The sequence below is a fragment of the Rhodoferax sp. GW822-FHT04A08 genome (genome assembly GCF_058801025.1).
This window is the reverse complement of sequence record NZ_JBXAMW010000010.1, coordinates 155433-175551: the sequence shown is the minus strand read 5'-3', so window position 1 is coordinate 175551 and position 20119 is coordinate 155433. Positions and strand designations below refer to the sequence as shown.

At 60.5% G+C, this 20119-nt stretch carries 19 protein-coding genes and 3 tRNA genes; 9 read left to right on the top strand and 13 right to left on the bottom strand.

All coding sequences use genetic code 11. The features are described from left to right. Positions 1-237 precede the first annotated feature (237 nt). Complete coding sequence (locus AC1RMF_RS18945; RefSeq protein WP_493143531.1) at positions 238-1149, top strand: TauD/TfdA dioxygenase family protein; 912 nt, start codon at positions 238-240, stop codon at positions 1147-1149. A gap of 47 nt (positions 1150-1196) precedes the next feature. On the opposite strand, the gene AC1RMF_RS18940 is transcribed toward AC1RMF_RS18945, so the two are convergent. From AC1RMF_RS18940 to folC, 10 genes are all read right to left on the bottom strand, one after another. Further along, positions 1197-2501 (bottom strand): NAD(P)/FAD-dependent oxidoreductase, encoded by a 1305-nt coding sequence (locus tag AC1RMF_RS18940; protein WP_493143530.1) that lies wholly within the window; start codon positions 2499-2501, stop codon positions 1197-1199. Positions 2502-2679: 178 nt separating this feature from the next. Then, positions 2680-2756 (bottom strand) — tRNA-Asp (locus AC1RMF_RS18935). 92 nt (positions 2757-2848) lie between these two features. Beyond that, positions 2849-2924 (bottom strand) — tRNA-Glu (locus tag AC1RMF_RS18930). A gap of 35 nt (positions 2925-2959) precedes the next feature. Further along, a tRNA-Ala gene (locus AC1RMF_RS18925) sits at positions 2960-3035 on the bottom strand. An 80-nt stretch (positions 3036-3115) separates the two neighbouring features. Further along, positions 3116-4495 carry a glutamate--tRNA ligase gene (gene gltX / locus AC1RMF_RS18920; protein WP_493143529.1) on the bottom strand — a complete coding sequence of 460 codons (1380 nt, stop codon included), beginning with the start codon at positions 4493-4495 and terminating at the stop codon, positions 3116-3118. 1 nt (position 4496) lies between these two features. Next, entirely contained in the window at positions 4497-5708 is a 1212-nt protein-coding gene (locus AC1RMF_RS18915) for an O-succinylhomoserine sulfhydrylase (protein ID WP_493143528.1), read from the bottom strand. Between the two features lie 15 nt (positions 5709-5723). Then, positions 5724-7226 carry an amidophosphoribosyltransferase gene (gene purF / locus AC1RMF_RS18910; RefSeq protein WP_493143526.1) on the bottom strand — a complete coding sequence of 501 codons (1503 nt, stop codon included), beginning with the start codon at positions 7224-7226 and terminating at the stop codon, positions 5724-5726. Positions 7227-7236: 10 nt separating this feature from the next. Continuing rightward, on the bottom strand, positions 7237-7740 hold the full coding sequence (locus AC1RMF_RS18905) for a CvpA family protein (protein ID WP_493143525.1): 504 nt from the start codon (positions 7738-7740) through the stop codon (positions 7237-7239). A gap of 2 nt (positions 7741-7742) precedes the next feature. Beyond that, the gene (locus tag AC1RMF_RS18900) at positions 7743-8516 is read right to left on the bottom strand and encodes an SPOR domain-containing protein (RefSeq protein ID WP_493143524.1); all 774 of its coding nucleotides are present in this window, start codon (positions 8514-8516) and stop codon (positions 7743-7745) included. A gap of 26 nt (positions 8517-8542) precedes the next feature. Beyond that, positions 8543-9853 carry a bifunctional tetrahydrofolate synthase/dihydrofolate synthase gene (folC, locus tag AC1RMF_RS18895; protein ID WP_493143523.1) on the bottom strand — a complete coding sequence of 437 codons (1311 nt, stop codon included), beginning with the start codon at positions 9851-9853 and terminating at the stop codon, positions 8543-8545. A 39-nt stretch (positions 9854-9892) separates the two neighbouring features. Here folC and AC1RMF_RS18890 point away from each other — a divergent pair, with 39 nt between their 5' ends. The 5 genes from AC1RMF_RS18890 (at position 9893) to AC1RMF_RS18870 (ending at position 14897) form a co-directional block, all read left to right on the top strand. Continuing rightward, positions 9893-10258, top strand: coding sequence for an arsenate reductase (locus tag AC1RMF_RS18890; protein WP_493143540.1), 366 nt, complete (start codon positions 9893-9895; stop codon positions 10256-10258). Positions 10259-10299: 41 nt separating this feature from the next. Then, a complete protein-coding gene (ppnP, locus tag AC1RMF_RS18885; protein WP_493143538.1) occupies positions 10300-10614 on the top strand; it encodes a pyrimidine/purine nucleoside phosphorylase in 315 nt (104 codons plus the stop codon). 9 nt (positions 10615-10623) lie between these two features. Next, positions 10624-11955, top strand: coding sequence for an argininosuccinate synthase (argG, locus tag AC1RMF_RS18880; RefSeq protein ID WP_493143522.1), 1332 nt, complete (start codon positions 10624-10626; stop codon positions 11953-11955). 161 nt (positions 11956-12116) lie between these two features. Then, a complete protein-coding gene (locus tag AC1RMF_RS18875) occupies positions 12117-12467 on the top strand; it encodes a nucleotide pyrophosphohydrolase (RefSeq protein WP_493143520.1) in 351 nt (116 codons plus the stop codon). 3 nt (positions 12468-12470) lie between these two features. Beyond that, positions 12471-14897 carry a DNA/RNA helicase domain-containing protein gene (locus AC1RMF_RS18870; protein ID WP_493143519.1) on the top strand — a complete coding sequence of 809 codons (2427 nt, stop codon included), beginning with the start codon at positions 12471-12473 and terminating at the stop codon, positions 14895-14897. Between the two features lie 141 nt (positions 14898-15038). Here AC1RMF_RS18870 and AC1RMF_RS18865 read toward each other — a convergent pair whose 3' ends face one another. Genes AC1RMF_RS18865 through murB form a run of 3 tightly spaced genes read right to left on the bottom strand, consistent with a single transcriptional unit; the run spans position 15039 to position 17975 of the window. Beyond that, positions 15039-15869 carry a glycine-rich domain-containing protein gene (locus tag AC1RMF_RS18865; RefSeq protein WP_493143517.1) on the bottom strand — a complete coding sequence of 277 codons (831 nt, stop codon included), beginning with the start codon at positions 15867-15869 and terminating at the stop codon, positions 15039-15041. Between the two features lie 15 nt (positions 15870-15884). Further along, positions 15885-16859 (bottom strand): complex I NDUFA9 subunit family protein, encoded by a 975-nt coding sequence (locus AC1RMF_RS18860; protein ID WP_493143516.1) that lies wholly within the window; start codon positions 16857-16859, stop codon positions 15885-15887. A 51-nt stretch (positions 16860-16910) separates the two neighbouring features. Then, the gene (gene murB, locus AC1RMF_RS18855) at positions 16911-17975 is read right to left on the bottom strand and encodes a UDP-N-acetylmuramate dehydrogenase (RefSeq protein WP_493143514.1); all 1065 of its coding nucleotides are present in this window, start codon (positions 17973-17975) and stop codon (positions 16911-16913) included. Between the two features lie 36 nt (positions 17976-18011). On the opposite strand from murB, the gene AC1RMF_RS18850 reads away from it, so the two are divergent. From AC1RMF_RS18850 to AC1RMF_RS18840, 3 genes are read left to right on the top strand one after another with little or no spacing between them, the layout of a single operon-like run. Next, entirely contained in the window at positions 18012-18497 is a 486-nt protein-coding gene (locus tag AC1RMF_RS18850) for a YajQ family cyclic di-GMP-binding protein (RefSeq protein ID WP_493143513.1), read from the top strand. Then, positions 18497-19138 (top strand): retropepsin-like aspartic protease family protein, encoded by a 642-nt coding sequence (locus AC1RMF_RS18845; RefSeq protein WP_493143512.1) that lies wholly within the window; start codon positions 18497-18499, stop codon positions 19136-19138. Before AC1RMF_RS18850 ends, AC1RMF_RS18845 begins: the two co-directional genes overlap by 1 nt. A 12-nt stretch (positions 19139-19150) precedes the next feature. Beyond that, positions 19151-20104, top strand: coding sequence for an HD-GYP domain-containing protein (locus AC1RMF_RS18840; protein WP_493143510.1), 954 nt, complete (start codon positions 19151-19153; stop codon positions 20102-20104). Positions 20105-20119: the final 15 nt, after the last annotated feature.

Genomic DNA, 20119 nt, shown 5'->3' with positions numbered 1-20119 from the left:
TTAAATGCCTTTGAATACCATCGCTCAGCGATTTGGAGGTCTGCAACGGGAATATGAATGGTGCAAGGCGATTCAATCATAGGCATTAATTTGGCTGGAACCCACAGCACCAACGATAGCAACAAATTCCAATTTTTGATATTCGTTTTTCGCGTAGACGATGATGATTTGAATCAACAGGCGAAAGGTGGCAGCTACTTACGCTCCCGGTGTTTCTATTATTTTTTGGACATCACCATGAGCTTTTACCAAGACTTCAACGACAAGACTGCCATCAAGGATTGGACCTCCCGTCCGCGTGAACCCTACAAGACCATTGAGGTCACGCGCCTTGCTCCCACCATCGGTGCGGATGTACACGGCGTCGATTTATCCAGGGAGGTTCCGGATCAACAGTTTGAAGAAATCCAGCGCGCCCTGCGCGAGAACCTGGTGCTGGCCTTCAGAGGGCAGACACTGACCTCAGAACAACACAAACGCTTTGCGCGCCGCTTTGGCACCTTGCACCGCCATGTGCTGGCAAAAAGCCGCGCCATCGCCGGGGGCACCGATGACCCCGAGATCCTGGCGTGGCGCACCGGCCCGGACTCCCGCTTTACCGCAGGCGACGCCTGGCACCACGATGTGTCCTGCGACGAGAACCCGATCTGGGCGTCGTTTCTGCATGTCACCAAGTTACCCGAGGGCGGCGGCGGTGATACCGCGTTTGCGAACATGGTGCTGGCCTATGAATCCCTGTCAGAACCCTACAAGACTTTGCTGGATAAGCTCACGGCCATTCACGATGGCTCCGAGGCTTGGACCGCGGGCTATGGCTCCAAGCCGGAGCCGGGAACGATCTTTCCGGCAACTGAGCATCCGGTGGTTGCCAAGCACCCACACAGCGGCCACCGATTCCTGTATGTGAACGAGGCCTTCACACGCAACATCGTACAGCTCACACGCTCCGAGAGCGACTCCGTGTTGCAGCACCTGTTTCGCCACATAGAAAAGCAGGTGTCCTTCCAGGTCCGGGTGCGCTGGGAGCCGGGCACATTGCTGCTGTGGGACAACTGGGCCACGCAGCACCATGCCATCTGGGACTACTACCCGCAGGAGCGCTGGGGTGAGCGCGTGTCCGCGCGGTTGGATTTCGGGCCGCGGGCCTGATCGGGCGCCTAAGTGCAGGCATTGTTGCCCGCATCCGTTTGGGTGTGCTAACCGGATAGCTTGTCGAGCAAGCTATACCAGGCCACACCTGCCGCGACATAGGCGCGTTGCAGTCCGTGTAGAGGAATGGGCTGCAGCGGCGTCACGGGAATCCCCCCTTCGGCCCCTCGTGTCCCGTTCAACATGTCGGCCACCTGCCGACCCATCAAGGTTGCAAGGGCGATACCACGCCCGTTGTAGCCCAGTGCCATGGTGACGCCGGGGGCTGGCTGATGCATGTGGGGCATGAAGTCACGGGTGATCGCCACGCGCCCCGACCAGCGGTACTGGTAACGCAATGGGCCCAACTGCGGGAATGTCAAAGCCACGGCGCGCTCCAAGTGCCGGAAATCAACGCTGCTTTCGGGGTCCCGGAAGTGACCGCGGCCACCCATGAGCAGACGACCTTGCGCATCCTTGCGAAAGTACAGCAGCAGGCGTTGAGAGGTAGACGCTGTCTCACCACCCGGCAGGATCAAATCCCCTTTCACACCCAAGGGCTCGGTGGCCACGATGAAACTGTTGGCAGCGAGCACGGTCTTTGCCAAGCCTGGCCAGAGCCCGTCGGTATAACCGTTGGTGGCAAGCACGACCTGGGCCGCTGTAACCGTCGCGCCGCCAGCCGTGGTCGCAGTCCACTGTGCGCCTCGGCGGACCAGGTTGGTGACGGGCGATCGACCATGGACCTGTACCTTCAGATTCAGGGCTGCACGCGTCAGCCCCCGCGCGTAGGACAGCGGCTGTATGCTGCCGGCCCTGCCATCCAGCCAGCCACCCGCGAATGCGCTGCTGCCCACACGTTGCGCCAGCATGGTCGTGTCCAACATCTCTACGCGTGCGCCGCGCCGCGCCCACTGGCGCGCGCGGGCGTGCATGCTGGCGACTGCCTTTTCGGTATAGCCCATCTGTAGCCACCCGGCGCGCACCGGCTGGCAGTCGATGGCATGGCGTGCGATTAGACCAAACACCAAGTCGGCTGACCCAGAGACAGCCTCGATGAGCTTTTCGGAGTGCTCAGCACCGTATATGCGCGTGAGCTCGTCGGGGTCATGCTTGAGCGTAGGGTTGACCTGGCCGCCGTTGCGCCCCGATGCGCCCCAGCCTGGCTCGTGCGCATCCAATACGCAGACGCTGGCACCGCGCTCGGCCAGGTGCACGGCCGCAGAGAGGCCGGTGTAGCCCGCACCGACGATCAGCACATCCACAGAGGTTGATTCCTGTAACGCGGGAGTCGAGGGCGCCGGTATGGCCGTGTCCGACCAGAGCGATTGCGCCGTGGGATGCGAAAGGATGTTGCGTACGGAACCTGTCATAAAAAAACCTTGTGTTGTTTCCCAGGGCTCTGAACCAGTGCAAAGTTCATTCCAGTACATAAGCCCATCGGCAGTCGCATTCCGATGTACTGCACATCCTGACTATCGTAGCGGTAGCGTGATATCGGGCCGACAAAGAAAAAAGCCATCAATCTTGCGATTGATGGCTTTTCAATTTTGGCGGAGTGGACGGGACTCGAACCCGCGACCCCCGGCGTGACAGGCCGGTATTCTAACCAACTGAACTACCACTCCTGGTAGTGAAAACTTTCGCTCTTTCGAGCCAAGAGTCTTTCTTGCGAAAGACCGTTTTCAACTTGCGCCTTGCTATGCATTGCTGCAAAACCTGGCGACCCCACGGGGATTCGAACCCCGGTACTCACCGTGAAAGGGTGATGTCCTAGGCCTCTAGACGATGGGGTCAAAACCTGTGGACGTATCCGTTTTCTCGAAAATCTTGGTGGAGGTAAGCGGGATCGAACCGCTGACCTCTTGCATGCCATGCAAGCGCTCTCCCAGCTGAGCTATACCCCCAAAACCCTTAGGTTCCCTGAGATTGCTTTTTAGAACATTCTCAATTTCCGAGCCTCAAATTATAGCGTGAAAATTGACCTCTAGCCAAGTCTTTCAATTACTTTTTCTCGATCGAGCAATTCCAGCACTGCATCGAGCGATGGAGTCTGCGGTGTACCCACCACCAGCACGCGCACCGGCATGGCCAGTTGGGGCATCTTGAGAGACGACTCGGCCAGCACTTCCTTGATGGCTGCGGCAATGGAAGCCTTGTCCCACGCACACGTTGCCAGCTTGGTAGCCAGCAGATGCAGAGCCGGCTTGATGGCATCCGTCACGTGCTGGGCCAGCATGTCGGCTTCGGGCTCCACATCGGTATAGAAGCGCGCCACCCAATCGGCCAGTGCCACAGTCGTGTCGCAGCGGTCCTTGAGCAGATCGCACAGACGCGGCAGACGTGCATCGCTTGCAATGCCGCGCTTGGCCAACTGCTCTGCCACCAAGGGTGCCAGCGCCTCGCCACTCATGGCCTTGAGGTGTTGGGCATTCACCCAGCGCAGCTTGGCTTCGTCGAACTGGGCTGCGCTGCGGCCCAGGTGGTCCAGGTTGAACCACTCCAGAAACTGCGCGCGCGTAAAGATTTCGTCATCGCCGTGGCTCCAGCCCAGGCGCGCCAGGTAGTTCACCATGGCATCGGGCAGATAGCCTTCTGCCGCGTATTGCGTCACCGGCTTGGCGCCATTGCGCTTGCTCATCTTCTCGCCTTGCTCATTGAGCACGGTGGGCAGATGGGCGTACACCGGGGGCTCTTTGCCCAGTGCGCGGAAGATGTTGATCTGGCGCGGTGTGTTATTGACGTGGTCATCGCCACGGATGACGTGGGTGATGTCCATGTCGATATCGTCCACCACCACACAGAAGTTGTAGGTGGGTGTGCCGTCCGGACGCGCGATCACCAGATCGTCGAGCTCGTCGTTGCTGAACTCCACATGGCCCTTGACCTTGTCGTCCCAGGCCACGACGCCACCTTGCGGGTTCTTGAAACGTAGCACCGGCCTCACGCCTTCGGGAATGGGCGGCAGGGTCTTACCCGGCTCGGGGCGCCAGGTGCCGTCGTAACGGGGCTTCTGCTTGGCCGCCATCTGGCGTTCACGCAGTGCGTCGAGCTCTTCCACCGACATGTAGCAGGGGTAGACCAGGCCCTGGTCCTGCATCTGCTTGAGCACTTCCTTGTAGCGGTCCATGCGCTGCATCTGGTAGAACGGGCCTTCGTCATGCGTCAGGCCCAGCCAGGCCATGCCTTCGAGGATCACGTCCACGGCAGCCTGGGTGGAGCGTTCCACGTCGGTGTCTTCGATGCGCAGAATGAAATCGCCGCCGGTGGAGCGGGCAAACGCCCAGGGGTACAGCGCCGAGCGGATGTTGCCCAGATGGATGAAGCCTGTGGGGGACGGGGCAAAGCGGGTACGGGTTTTGGTCATGTCAGAAAGTATCCAGACCACGCGCCAGGTCGGCGGTGATGTCATCAATGTGTTCGAGCCCGACCGCAACGCGGATCAGGCCTTGGGTTACGCCAGCGGCCTGGCGTTGCCCCTCGGTGAGGCGGCCATGCGAAGTGCTGGCCGGGTGTGCCACCAGTGTTTTGGTGTCGCCCAGGTTGGTAGACAGCGAGAGCAGTTGCATGCTGTCGAGAACGTGGAAGGCTCGTGCACGCGCCTGTTCGGGGTCTGCCGCCTTGACTTCAAAGGACAACACTGCACCGCCGCAGCCCGACTGCTGTTGCATCGCCAGCGCGTGCTGAGGATGGCTGGGCAGGCCGGGGTAGAACACGCGCTGCACGCCGGCATGTTGCTCCAGCCAGCGGCCCAGCGCCATGGCGTTGGTGGATTGGGCTTTCATGCGGATGTCCAGCGTCTCCATGCCTTTGAGCACGACCCAGGCGTTGAAGGGCGCCAAGGTCATGCCCGCGCTCTTGAGCACCGGCAGGAAATTCTTGGTCACCATCTCCTGGCTGGCGCATAGTGCACCGGCCATGACGCGGCCCTGGCCATCCAGATATTTGGTGCCCGAATGCATGACGATGTCGGCACCCATTGTCATGGGGCGCTGCAGTGCCGGCGTGGCAAAGCAGTTGTCCACGGCCAGCAGTGCGCCGGCATTGTGGGCAATGTCGGCCAGTGCGCGGATGTCACACACCTCGGTCAGCGGGTTGGTCGGGGTTTCGGCAAACAGCAGCTTGGTGTTGGGCTTAACAGCGGCGCGCCATGCGGCCACATCGGTTTGCGGCACAAAGGTGGACTCCACGCCAAACTTGGCCAGGTCCGAACCAATCAGCTTGATAGTGGAGCCGAACATGGACTGCGAGCACACCACATGGTCACCCGCCTTGAGCAGGCCCATGCACATCATCAGGATGGCCGACATGCCGGACGCAGTGGACATGCAGGCCTCGGTGCCTTCCATGGCAGCCAGGCGTTTTTCGAAACTAGCGACCGTGGGGTTGCCGTAGCGGCCGTAGGTAAAGCCTTCTTCTTCTCCAGCAAAGCGCAGGGCCGCCGCTTCGGCAGAGGGTTGCACATAGCCGCCGGTCAGGTACAGGGCTTCGGAGTTCTCGCCGTACTGGCTGCGCTCCACCGCCTCGCGCACGGCGCGTGTATCGCGGTGCAGGTCTTTGGGTGTTTGCTTGTCGTTCATGGCTTCCAACGGCTTTCAGTCTTCGTGGTTGGGCAAGGCCAGGCGCGAAGTGTCTTCCTGGTTTTCATCGCCGCCCACGCGGTTGGAGTTCAGGCGGCTGATGTCGGCATCGGTGATGTCACCGGTGACGTACACACCGTCAAAACAGGATGCATCAAAGCCTGCGATGTTCTTGTTCAGCGAGCCGATGGCGCGCTTCATGGCGTCCACGTCCTGATAGATCAGCGCATCGCAGCCGATGATCTGGCGGATCTCTTCGACCGTGCGGCCATGGGCCACCAGCTCGCTGCTGGTGGGCATGTCGATGCCGTACACATTGGGGTAGCGCACCGGTGGCGCGGCGCTGGCCATGTAGACCTTGCGCGCACCGGCGTCACGCGCCATCTGCACGATCTCGCGGCTGGTGGTGCCACGCACGATGGAGTCGTCCACCAGCAGCACATTGCGGCCCTTGAATTCGCTGGCAATCACGTTGAGCTTCTGGCGCACCGACTTCTTGCGCACCGCCTGCCCCGGCATGATGAAGGTGCGGCCCACATAACGGTTCTTCACAAACCCTTCGCGGTACGGCAAGCCCAGCAGTTGCGCGAGTTGCGCAGCGCTCGGGCGGCTGGATTCGGGGATGGGAATGACCACATCGATCTCATTGGGCGGCACGGTGGAGACCACGCGCTTGGCCAATGTCTCACCCAGGTTCAAGCGCGCCTGGTACACCGAGATGCCGTCCATCACCGAGTCGGGGCGGGCCAGATACACATACTCAAAAATGCACGGGCTCAGCACCGGCGACTCGGCGCACTGCTGTGCATGCACCTTGCCTTGCAGGTCGATGAACACGGCCTCGCCGGGATTGACGTTGCGGTCGAACACATGGCCTGTGCCTTCCAGCGCCACCGACTCGCTGGCCACCACCACATTGCCTTCGTCATTGCGCCCCAGGCACAGGGGACGGATGCCAAACGGATCGCGGAAGGCCAGCACACCGTGGCCGGCAATCAGGGCGATCACGGCGTAAGAGCCCTTCACGCGCTTGTGCACTTTGCTCACGGCATCAAACAGGTCTTGCGGCTGCAGGTCAGCGCCGCGGGTGGTGCGCTCGACTTCGTGTGCCAGCACGTTGAGCAGCACTTCGGAGTCGCTCTCGGTGTTGATGTGGCGGTGGTCGGTCTTGAACAGCTCGCTCTTGAGGGCGTGCGCGTTGGTCAGATTGCCGTTGTGCACCAGCACGATGCCGAACGGTGCGTTCACATAAAAAGGCTGCGCTTCCTCTTCGCTGAAGGCATTGCCCGCGGTGGGGTAACGCACCTGACCCAGGCCGCAGTTGCCGGGCAGCGAGCGCATGTTGCGGGTGCGGAACACGTCGCGCACCATGCCCTTGGCCTTGTGCATGAAGAACTTGCGCTCTTGCTGGGTCACGATCCCCGCTGCATCCTGGCCGCGGTGCTGCAACAGCAGCAAGGCGTCATAAATCAACTGGTTCACCGGTGCGTTGCTGACAACGCCGACTATTCCACACATGTTTTTTCGCTCACGTAGTAGGTAAATATTTTCCGAACTCTTGCGGCAACACCGGCTTCAACAGCCCCAACGTTGATGTTGCCCAACGCACGCCCGTCGAAGCCTGCCACTCGCGTGACGACTTCCAGGGCGTCATGCCCACCACCACCGTGATGGCCAATATCAACACCACGCCGCGCAGCACACCGAACAGAGCGCCCAGCAGACGGTTGATGGCGCCCATGCCCACGGCCGACAGCACCTTGGACAGCACAAAACCCAGCAACGCGCCCGCAAACAGCGTGGCCACAAAAATCAGTACAAAGCCGGCGGCGTAACGCACCTGTTCGCCCGCACCCGCCATGGGCAGCTTGGCCGCCACATCGGGGGCAAACCACTGCGCCAGCACAAAGGCCACAGCCCAGGCGGCCAGCGACAGCACTTCCACCACCAGACCACGCCAGGCGCCCACCACCATGGACGCCAACAAAATACCTATGCAGACCCAGTCCAGCAGCGGCAATATCTCCAGCACCGCTAGAGCCCCAGGATCGAGACTGACAGACCGGCCTTCTGGATCTTCTCGGCGGCCTTCTCGGCATCACTGCGCTTCTCAAACGGGCCAACCCGCACGCGGAACTTCTTGCCCTCGGGCGTCTCGGCAATCTGCGCATAGGTCTTCAGACCCAGCTTTTCCACCTTGAGGCGTGCCTCGTGCGCACGGGCCGAATCGGTGAACGCGCCAAACTGCACCACAAAGCGCCCTGTGGCCGATTTGTCAGACGCCTTATCTGCGGGCTTGTCGGCCGATTTTTCAATGGGCTTGGCTGTCACTTTGCTGTCACGTGCGGCATCTGCCTTGGACGGGGCGATGATGACCTCTTCCTTGTCGGCTGCCTTGCTCTTTTCCGCCGGCTTGGCAGGGGCTTTGGCGTCCTTCGAATCCTTGGCAGGCGCAGCTGCCGGTGCCGGGGAAGGAGCTGCTACGGGGACTGCCACGGGAGCAGGTGCCGGGGCAGGTTCGGAAGCAGCCGGGCTGGACGACTGGCTCTGCTGCACCACCGGCGCGGAATCGCTGGCAGCCAGAGGCTTGACCTTGGTCTTGTCGGGGATGTCGATCGGAATGTCCACCGCAATCGGGCGCGGCTGGTTGTCAAACAGGATGGGGAAACCAATCACACCCGCCAGCACCAGCAGTGCTGCACCCACCAACCGGTAGCGCGCCCGCTTGCGCATGGCGTCCACGCTTTCAGGAGCGGGCGGCGGAGCCGGCTGCTCCCCACCGGCTTTGCGTAGTTTGAAAAATGCCATGGATGCGCGTACGCGGAAGTTAGTGTTTATGGGGCCAGATGAGCGGCCTGCAGACGGGGTAAACCTGCCTGCAGAATGCCCCCTACCGTATAGAAGGACCCGAAGACGACGATTCTATCAGCGGGGTCTGCGGCGGCGATGGCGGCCTCCAGCGCCAGGGTTGGCGAGGCAAAAGCCTGCGCGCTGGCGTCCTTGCGGGTGTTTTGGGCTTCCCAGGCGGTCTTGAGCGCAGCGCCAGTGGCCGCGCGGGGCGTGGGCAGGTCGGTAAAGTACCAGCGGTCCAGCATGGGCCCGACCTTGGCCAGCATGGGCGCCAGATCCTTGTCGGCCATGGCGCCAAACACCGCATGCGTAGTCGGGAAAAAGCCCATGGCATCCAGATTGGCTGCCAAAGCGGACACCGAATGCGGGTTGTGCGCCACGTCCAGCACCAGCGTGGGCTGCCCCGGAATGATCTGGAAGCGCCCGGTCAGTTCCACAAAGGCCAGGCCGTTTCGCACCGCCTGTGCGGTTACCGGCAGCTTCTCGCGCAGGGCGGTGAGCGCCGCCAGCACGCCAGCGGCGTTCACCAGCTGGTTGGCGCCGCGTAGCGCCGGATAGGCCAGCCCGCTGTAGCGCCTGCCGCGCCCGGCCCAGGCCCATTGCTGCTTGTCGCCGGTCACGTTGAAATCCTGCCCGACACGCCACAGGTCGGCGCCCACTTCCAGGGCGCGGTCCAGCACACTTTGCGGCGGCACCGGGTCACTCACCACCACCGGGCGGTCGGTGCGCATGATGCCGGCCTTCTCGTAGCCAATGGCTTCGCGGTCGTTGCCCAGCAGCTCCATATGGTCCAGGTCGATGCTGGTGATGATGGCGCAGTCGGTATCGATGATGTTGACCGCGTCCAGCCGCCCGCCCAGCCCCACCTCCAGCACGATGGCGTCCAGCCCGGACTGGCGCATCACATCAAAAATGGCCAGGGTGCTGAACTCAAAGTAGGTGAGCGACACCGCTTCGCCCTGGGTGCGCGCCCGCTCCACGGCCGCAAAGCCGGCCACCAGCACGTCGGCAGCCACCGGCTCGCCGTTCAAGCGCAGGCGCTCTTCAAAGTGCACCAGATGCGGCGAGGTGTAAACGCCGGTCTTGTAGCCCGCCTGGCGCAGGATGGACTCCAGCATGGCGCAGGTGGAGCCCTTGCCGTTGGTGCCGGCTACGGTGATGACCGGGCAGTCAAAGCGCAGCTGCATGCGCTCGGCCACGGTGCGCACGCGCTCCAGGCCCATGTCGATGTTCTTGGGATGCAGCTGTTCGCAATAGGCCAGCCACTCGGGCAATGTGCTGAAAGAAGTAGTCATAGCCCGGAATTGTCGCCCACCAGCCGCCGCGCTGGCATGATGACGGCCATGAAAACCATTCACCTCTACGGCATCCCCAACTGCGACACCGTCAAAAAAGCCCGCGCCTGGCTCGCCGACCAGGCTGTGGAGACGGTTTTTCATGACTTCAAGAAGGAAGGCGTGCCTGCCGACCTGCTGCCCGGCTGGCTCAAGGCCGTGGGGCGCGACAAGCTCATCAACCGCGCCGGCCCCACCTGGCGCAAGCTGGACGCGGCCATCCAGGCCTCGGTGGTGGACGACGCCTCTGCCAGCGCGGTGATGACCGCGCACAGCAGCGTGATCAAGCGCCCGGTGGTGGTTTGGGCCGACGGCAGCGTCACCGTGGGATTCAAGCCCGAGCTGTTTGCGGAGCGACTCCTTTAAAATCAGCGGTTTCCCCAATCAGTGCGCCTTCTCCCATGACCATCACCACCCAGATCGACTCCGTATCCCTCTCCACCAAAGCCAATGTGTACTTTGATGGCAAGTGCGTCAGCCACAGCTTTACCCTGCCCGATGGCAGCAAAGCTTCGGTGGGCGTGGTGTTGGCCTCCACCCTGACCTTTGGCACCGGTGCTGCAGAAACCATGGAATGCGTGGGCGGCAGCTGCGAATACAAGCTGGCCGGCAGCGACACCTGGGTCAGCCAGTCCGAAGGCGACACCTTCAGCGTGCCCGCCAACTCCAAGTTTGAAATCCGCGTGGCCCAGGCCTACCACTACATCTGCCGCTACGCATAAAGCAACACCATGTCCAACACCATTCTCCAAAACACCCCCGTCGGCCAAAAGGTCGGCATCGCCTTCTCCGGCGGCCTGGACACCAGCGCTGCCCTGCACTGGATGAAGCTCAAGGGTGCCCTGCCCTACGCCTACACCGCCAACCTGGGCCAGCCCGACGAAGCCGATTACGACGAAATCCCGCGCAAGGCCATGGAATACGGCGCCGAGAAGGCCCGCCTGGTGGACTGCCGCCCGCAGCTGGCCGCCGAAGGCATTGCCGCCCTGCAGTCCGGCGCCTTCCACATCACCACCGCCGGTGTGACCTACTTCAACACCACACCCCTGGGCCGCGCCGTGACCGGCACCATGCTGGTGTCGGCCATGAAGCAGGACGACGTCAACATCTGGGGCGACGGCTCCACCTTCAAGGGCAATGACATTGAGCGCTTCTACCGCTACGGCCTGCTGACCAACCCCGCGCTCAAGATCTACAAGCCCTGGCTGGACCAGGCCTTCATCGACGAGCTGGGCGGCCGCGCAGAAATGTCGGCCTTCATGACGCAGCACGGCTTTGGCTACAAGATGTCGGCCGAGAAGGCCTACTCCACCGACAGCAACATGCTGGGCGCCACCCACGAAGCCAAGGACCTGGAAAACCTCAACTCCGGCATCAAGATCGTGAACCCCATCATGGGCGTGCCCTTCTGGCGTGACGACTGCGTGGTCAAGGCCGAAGAAGTGTCGGTGCGCTTTGAAGAAGGCCGCCCCGTGGCACTCAACGGCGTGGAATACCCTGACCTGGTCAGCCTGATCCTGGAAGCCAACCGCATCGGTGGCCGCCACGGCCTGGGCATGAGCGACCAGATCGAAAACCGCATCATCGAAGCCAAGAGCCGCGGCATCTACGAAGCCCCCGGCCTGGCACTGCTGTTCATTGCCTACGAACGCCTCGTCACCGGCATCCACAACGAAGACACCATCGAACAGTACCGCGACAACGGCCGCAAGCTCGGCCGCCTGCTGTACCAGGGCCGCTGGTTCGACAGCCAAGCCATCATGCTGCGCGAAACCGCCCAACGCTGGGTCGCCCGCGCCATCACCGGCACCGTCACCCTGGAACTGCGCCGCGGCAACGACTATTCGCTCTTGAATACAGAATCTCCCAACCTGACCTACGCGCCCGAGCGCCTCTCCATGGAAAAAGTGGAAGACGCGCCCTTCAGCCCGCTGGACCGCATTGGCCAACTGACCATGCGCAATCTGGACATCTCGGATACGCGGGCCAAGCTGGGGATTTACTCCAATGCGGGGTTGTTGGAGTTGGGTAAGGGGGATGATTTCTTGAAGCTGGGTAAGTAAGCCTCAGCTGAAGCGCAAAAAACAAAGCCCGCCAAGTGAAAGCTTGGCGGGCTTTGTTGTTTTGGACTTACTAGTACGGCTAGTCGGTCGATACTTTTTGGGAATGAAAGTGTGTTCAAGTTAAAGTGGGGTTGAATCGCAGAAACTAAATTAATTCCCTAATGACTGACTCGCTACGCGACCTAGCCCTACAGCTCGAAAAGTTTGCAAAAGAACGCGAGTGGCAACCCTTTCATTCACCCAAAAACCTTGCTTCAGCACTGGTGGTGGAGGCTGGCGAATTGCTAGAGCATTTTCAATGGCTCACCGAAGCCCAAAGTCAAGAGGTGTCCGATGAGAAACGAGAAGCCATAGGTTCGGAAATTGCGGATGTACTACTGTATTTAATCCAACTCTCAACTGCTCTTGGCATCGATCCAATCGCAGCGGCACAAGCGAAAGTGAAAGCCAACGCTCTCAAATATCCAATTGACAAAGCCCGTGGCTCAAGCAAGAAATACAACGAGCTTTGATCAATGATCATCTATCAAGCGAGTAAGAGTGACTTTCTGCATCATGCACTGCACGATGACATCGAAGATGTCATGTCACGTCACTTCTTCAACGCCACGGGTCACGGAGTCGGTCCGTCGGAAATTCGATCATGGAAAAACTCTCTTATGGAGATGGCCAAAGTATTGAAGGACGATGAAATTCCGTCAGATGCTGGCATAGCCATCGAGTATCAACTCCCACTTCAAAATAAGCGCATTGACTTCGTCATTACCGGCGAAGACGTTCACTCAAGGTCCAAAGTAGTCATCGTTGAATTGAAGCAGTGGTCAGAGTCACGTAGAAGCGATAAAGATGCGATCGTGTGGGCGAGAAGAGGTGGAAAAACTGGTGAGACTGAGGGACCACATCCCTCCTATCAAGCTTGGTCTTACGCCGCTTATCTGGAGGATTTCAATAGGGCCGTGCATGAAGGCGACATGAAGCTTCAACCTTGCGCCTACTTGCACAATCACCCGAGAGACGGTGAAATCGACCACCCGCACTACCAGCAACACATCGAACGAGCCCCACTATTTCTAGCACGGGAGCGTGAAAAATTACAACAATTCATCCGAGAGCACGTTCGATTCGGTGACCGTAAGGGCATTCTCTACACCATCGAAAATGGACGCATTCAGCCTTCAAAGATGTTGGCCGACAGTGTCGTCGCTTTACTTCAGGGAAGAAACGAATTTATTCTTCTTGATGATCAAAAGGTGGCATACGAAACCATCCTCCAGATCGAAACCAAAGCAACGCAGCGAAAGCAGGTTGTGATTGTTCAAGGTGGTCCTGGCACAGGCAAATCGGTGATTGCCATAAACCTGTTGGGCACACTAATCAATCGCAAGCGCAACGCACGCTACGTCTCCAAAAATGCAGCACCACGAGCAGTCTATGAAGCTCGACTGGCTGGCACTTTCTCTAAAACACGCATAAGCAACCTTTTCTCCGGTTCTGGAGCCTTCGTTAACACGGCACCCGACATTTACGATGTACTCATCGTCGATGAAGCCCATCGCCTAAATGAAAAGAGCGGCCTATACGGCAACTTGGGTGAAAGCCAGGTAAAGGAAGTTATACGTTCGTCTCGATGCACAGTTTTCTTCGTAGACGACAACCAATGCGTGACGATTAAAGATGTAGGTAAGGCAGAAGAACTTCGACTTCGAGCGAAGGAATTTGGAGCCGAAATAACAGAGTTGGTGTTGGCATCTCAGTTTCGTTGCAACGGTTCTGATGGGTACTTGGAGTGGCTGGATAACACTCTTGATATCCGCAAAACGGAAAATACAACTCTCGAAACCCGGGAATATGACTTTCGTGTGTTCGACAATCCAGTCGAAATGCATGAGCTTGTGGCGCTTAAGAATCGAATCAACAATCGATCTCGAGTCGTGGCTGGCTACTGTTGGACATGGCCCAGCAAAAAAGACCCCAACGCATGGGACATCCAGCTTCCAGAGTTTGACTACCAACGTCGCTGGAATTTGGATAAGGACGGAAGCTTGTGGATCATCACTCCAAGTTCTATAGACCAAGTTGGATGCATACACACCTGTCAAGGATTGGAGCTCGACTATGTCGGCGTGATCATTGGACCGGACCTCACCTATCGAGACGGACGCATTGTCAGCAATGCGAATAAGCGTGCCTCTTCGGACAAGTCTGTGCGTGGACTCAAAAGCCTACTCAAAACGGAACGCGAAAAGGCGCTTGCGTTTGCTGACGCCATCGTAAAAAACACTTACCGTACTCTGATGACTCGGGGTATGAAAGGCTGTTATGTCTACTGCACTGACCCACAACTTAGGGAATTCATCCGAAGCAAATTGCGTGCGAGTGGTAACGAAATACAAGACGGCATCTCAAGTCAACGGACTGAAGTGGCAAATGTCGTGCCATTACCGCGTGTTTCAAAGTCGGAGTTAAACGCAGGAGTGGCCGCTGCACCATTGCTGGATCTACGCATTGCGGCCGGAAACTTTTCAGACCTGCAAGCGCTTGTGCATGAAGCGGATGAATGGGTCGCTTTACCAGATTGGGTGAACCCCCAACCAGGGCTATTCGTAGCCCAGGTTATCGGTGAATCAATGAACCGTAGGATCCCCAATGGTGCTTGGTGTCTTTTTCGAGCCAACCCATCAGGAACACGTGAGGGGAAAATTGTGGTTGTGCAGCATCGCACTATTGCAGATCCCGAAACCGGGGGGCGTTACACCATTAAGCTGTATTCAAGCGAAAAAATGGCAGTGGCAGACGGTGATTGGCGGCATACCCGCATCACGCTGAAACCGGACTCGACCATGCCCGGATTTCAACCGCTCGTCATTGAGCAACCAGAAAGCGATGAGAGCTTCGCAGTCATCGCAGAAATGCTCATGGTTCTGACCGCTCCCGAAAACTAAGTCAAGGCGGCAACTGTGCCTGACCAGGGATTCAGCAAACTGATCATTTGCAGCTGCTTTCGGCGGATGAAGGGCTTTTCTAGGCCAAATGGTATGGCATGCAGAACGCCAGGGATTGCGATGTCGTAAAAGCCGTAGCGCCTAATCCCCACCCCCACCACACCCGCTGCCACACCCATCTCCGCCGCTCCCGGAATCCCCATCGCTGCCGCCTGAAGAGTGGGAGGAATGAGAGGAATCCATGCCACCAAACCCATCGCTGTCCCCACTGCTGGAGCCGTCCGAAAAGTCCGTTGCGCAATAGCTGCCAGAGCCGTCACCATTGGCGTCGCTCTTGCGGTCTATGTCCTTGCAATCGGGCACGTACTGAAAGCCGCCCTCTATGCCGCATTTGGCATCCAGGGCAAACAGCAGCGGCAAGCGGCTGGGTTTGCGGGGGTTGATGGATTCTTCCTTGCAGGCCCAGAACCAGGCGCGGCGCAAGCCGTCGTTGCGGTCGGATCGCGTGCCCAGCACTTCGGCGGGCGTGTGGTGCAGGAAGTGGCCCAGCGCAATGTCGCACCAGCGCTGGTAAGCCTGCGTGTGCAGGATGAACTCATGCCACAGCACATCGACCACCTTGGATGGCATGGCAACAAATTGGCGACGGCTGCGGTGGCAGGCCAGAAAGAACTGGCGCAGACCGCGCTCCACCAAATCCGCGTCTTTGCCGCTCAGGTGGGGGTACGTTTGCCGTAGCTTGCGCTTGAGGAACTGGGGCAGCGGCGCTTCGCGAATCCAGCGTTCACGCTGCCAGGCAGCCCACACGGGCACAGCCAGACCGATGGCGCAGGTCAGCATCACCAAAGGCACCGTGCTGGCCCCCACGCGCCACCATCCCAACCGAATCCCCAGGAAGGCCAGGAGCCACAGTGCCAGCAGCAGCCATGGGACATGCTTTGCATGCCGCAGCGCCAACACCCTCCACTTCATGCCTTCATCTGCCTGCTACTTCCAGTTCGCCCGCTTGCGCACCCCCAGCAGCGAATGCCAGGGCGAGCCCTCGTCCAGGTAGTCGCCCGCAACCGCCTGCAAGGCGGCGGGCTCTATGCCCAGTGCGGACAGGCCGGGCATGCCGGGGGTGGCCACGCTGGGGAGTTTCATGGAGTCGAGGTTGTCGCGGCTCATCAGGGGGTTGCCGGGCATCATTTCCATGGTGCGGGCCTGCAGGCTGGCGGCCCAGTGGGGCAAGGAGAACACGGGGCGGCCTTTGCCTTGGTTGATGCCGGCCAGCTTGGCGGAGATTTCCACCAGTTGCCTGAGGGTGAAAACTTCCGGGCCGCAGGCTTCGTAAGTTTGCACGCCCGGGTGGGTGCGCTCCAGGGCCTTGACCACGGCGTTGGCCACGTCTTCCACCCACACGGGCTGGAATTGGGCATCGGCGCAGGCCAGGGGCACAAAGGGCGCGACCTGCTGCATGGCGGCAAACAGGTTGAGGAACTTGTCGCCATGGCCAAAGATCACGCTGGGGCGCAGGATGGTCAGGGCCAGGGCGCTGCATTGGGCCAGCAGCACGGCCTCGCCTTCGCTCTTGCTACGCAGGTACATCGAGGGTGCGGATTGGGGCTGCTGCGGGTTGGCGCCCAGCGCGCTCACATGCACCAGGCGGGTGACGCCCGATGCCGCACAGGCCGCGGCGATCTTGCGGGGCAGATCCACATGCACGCGCTGGAAAGACTGCTTGTCGCCATGCAGGATGGCCACCAGGTTGACTACGGCGTCATGCCCTTTGGCCAGACGGGTCAGGGCGGCTTCGTCGTGGATATCGCATTCCTGCACGGTGAGCCCGGGCAAATGCATGACGTTGCGTGCGTTGTTCTCTCGCCGGGTGGCAACGGTGATGTCCCATTCCTCCCGGGCCAGTTTTTCACACACATGCGCACCGACGAAGCCCGTGCCACCCAGGATAAGAATGTTTTTCATGGGTGCACTGTAGTCTTCTGCAGTGACCGACTCTTTTACATGGGCTTAGAGTCAGATCACCACGGGCTCGGGTTCGAGCTGGATACCGAAGCGTTCGTACACACTGGTTTGTATGGCTTTGGCCAGTGTCATCACCTCGCCGCCGGTGGCGCCGTCCCCGTCATTACCGCTGCCGCGGTTGACCAGGACCAGGGCCTGCTTTTCATACACCCCGGCCATGCCGACGGTCTTGCCGCGCCAGCCGCAGGAGTCGATCAGCCAGCCCGCAGCCAGCTTGACCGAGCCATCGGCCAGCAGGTAGTGCACCACCTTGGGGTCGCGCGCGATGATGTCGGCGCACTGCTCGGGCGTGACGGTGGGGTTCTTGAAGAAGCTGCCGGCATTGCCGATGACAGCCGGGTCGGGCAGCTTGGCGCGGCGGATGTCGCAAATCCAGTCAAAGATCTGGCGCGCCGTAGGCTGGTCGCAGCGCTGCTCGGCCATCTTTTTTTCCAGGTCGGCGTAGCCCAGCACGGGCTTCCAGGCTTTGGGAATGGCAAAGCGCACCCGCAGGATCAGCACCCGGTCTTTCAGGCCCAGGGCCTGGGGCAACTCGGCATTGCTGCTGTGCTTGAAGATCGAATCCCGGTAGCCAAAGGCGCACTGCGCGGCGTTGAGCGTGAACACCTGGCCGGTTTGCAGGTCGATGGCGTCCAGGGATTCAAAGCGGTCTTGCAGCTCCAGCCCGTAGGCGCCGATGTTCTGCACCGGGGCTGCGCCCACGGTGCCGGGGATGAGCGCCATGTTTTCCAGGCCCGGATAGCCCTGCTCCAGGGTCCAGGCCACCAGGTCGTGCCAGCCTTCGCCGGCGCCGGCTTCCACGATGTAGTGGCGCGGCGTTTCCTGCAGCAGGCGCTTGCCGGCAATCTCCACCTTGAGCACCACCGGCTTGACGTCGCCGGTGAGCACGATGTTGCTGCCCCCGCCCAGCACAAACTTGGGGCTGGCTGCCAGATCCGGGTCGGCCAGCACGGCGCGCACGTCTTCTTCGGACCTGATACGGATCAGGGAATGGGCCTTTGCAACGATGTGGAAGGTGTTGAAGGCCTGCAGGGGGACGTTTTTCTCGACTAACATGGCAGGATTGTCTCACCGCTATTTTTGAGTACCCAAATGCCTTCTTTTGACACCGTATGCGAACCCGATTTGACCGAAGTAAAGAACGGCGTGGACAACACCGCCAAGGAAATCGGCACGCGCTTTGACTTCAAGGGCACTTCTGCCAGCATCGAGCTCAAGGACAAGGAAATCACGCTGATTGGCGATGCCGATTTCCAGCTCCAGCAGATCGACGACGTGCTGCGCAACAAGCTGGCCAAGCGCAATGTAGACGTGCGCTTTCTGGACAAGGGCGATGTGCAGAAGATAGGCGGCGACAAGGTCAAGCAAGTCATCAAGGTGCGCAACGGCATTGAGTCCGAGGTGGCCAAGAAGATCCAGCGCGCCATCAAGGACAGCAAGATGAAAGTGCAGGCCGCCATCCAGGGCGATGCCGTGCGCATCACCGGCGCCAAGCGCGACGACCTGCAGGCTGCCATGGCACTGATCAAGAAAGAAGTTCCGGACATGCCGCTGAGCTTCAACAACTTCCGCGACTGATGAAAACCCCTGCCCTGCTGGCCTCTGCCCTGCTGCTGTTCATGCAGCAGGTGGTGGCGCAGACGGTAGGACTGGCAGGCATGATGGGCGACAAGGCCCTGCTGATCATCGACGGCGCACCACCCAAGAGCGTGGCCAGCGGTGACACCTACAAAGGCGTCAAGTTGCTGTCCGTCAAGGGCGATACCGCAGTCGTCACTATCGACGGCAAGCAGCTCAGCTTGCGCGTGGGCGAAGCGCCGGCCAACGTGGGCGGCGCCGCAGGTGTTTCGGGCTCGCGTGTAGTGCTGACCGCGAGCAGCGGCGGGCACTTCATGACCCAGGGGCAGATCAACGGCAATACCGTTACCTTCATGGTGGACACCGGCGCCAGCATGGTAGGCCTGAGCACGGCAGACGCCGACCGCATGGGGCTGAAATACCGCGATGGTGAGATGGGCCGCGTCAGCACAGCCAATGGCGTGATACCGGCCTGGCGCGTCAAACTCGCCTCGGTGCAGGTGGGCGACGTGCAGGTGTACAACGTGGACTGCCTGGTGTCGCCGGGCTCCATGCCCTACGTCTTGCTGGGCAACAGCTTTCTGACCCACTTCCAGATGACCCGGACCAACGACCAGATGGTTCTGGACAAGCGCTTCTGAGTAGCAGCCGCCATGCAAGTCAAAGACGAAAACGAATACGAAGACCTGCTGGCCGAATGGGCGGACCTGGAGTCCGGCCTGGCCATCATCCTGAGCCATCCGGACAGCAGCCAGCAGTTTGCCCAGCGCGTGCTGCAGTACGACCGCTGGATGCAAGGCCTGCTGCAACGCGACCAGGATGCAGGGCTGTACCTGCTGTTCCAACTGGCCAGCAATTCGCCGGTGGGCTATAGCGCTTCGCACGCCCTGGTGTGTGCCGTGCTGTGCCACCTGATTGCCCACGAGCTGCAGCTACCGCCCAAAGAGCGCGATAGCCTGGTGCGCGCCGCACTGACCATGAACCTGGCCATGACCCAGATGCAGGACGTGCTGGCCACCCAGACCGAGCGCCCCAACCCGGCTCAGCAGGAGATGATCCGCCTGCACCCGGTCAGGTCGGCCATGATGCTGGGCTCCGTGGGCGTGCAGGACGAAAACTGGCTGGAGGTGGTGGGCAACCACCACGACAACCAGCCCGAGGTGGGCGACTTCCGCACGGTAGCCCCGGTCATTCGCCTGACCCGGGTGCTCAAGACGGTGGATCGCTACGCCGCCATGATCAGCCCGCGGCTCTCGCGTGCGGGCCGCAGTGCGAGCGAGTCCGCCCGTGCGGTGATGGCCAATGGCGCAGACCGCTCGGACGAAATCGGCCAGGCGCTCATGCGTGTGGTGGGGTTGTGCCCTCCGGGAACCTTTGTGCGTATGGACAGTGATGAGCTGGGCGTGGTCCTGCGGCGCAGCGCCCAACCGAATATGCCGGACGTGGCCATCGTGGGGTCGGCCGACGGCCAGTTACTGCGCAGCCCGCGCCTGCATGCCACGGCAAGGGCACTGCCCCGCATACGCTCGGCCCTGGCGGCCTCCAGCGTGCGCGCCCAGCTGAACCATTACCAGGTGTTGTGCCTGAGTGCGCAGGCCGTGGCCTGAACACGCATAGGGCGC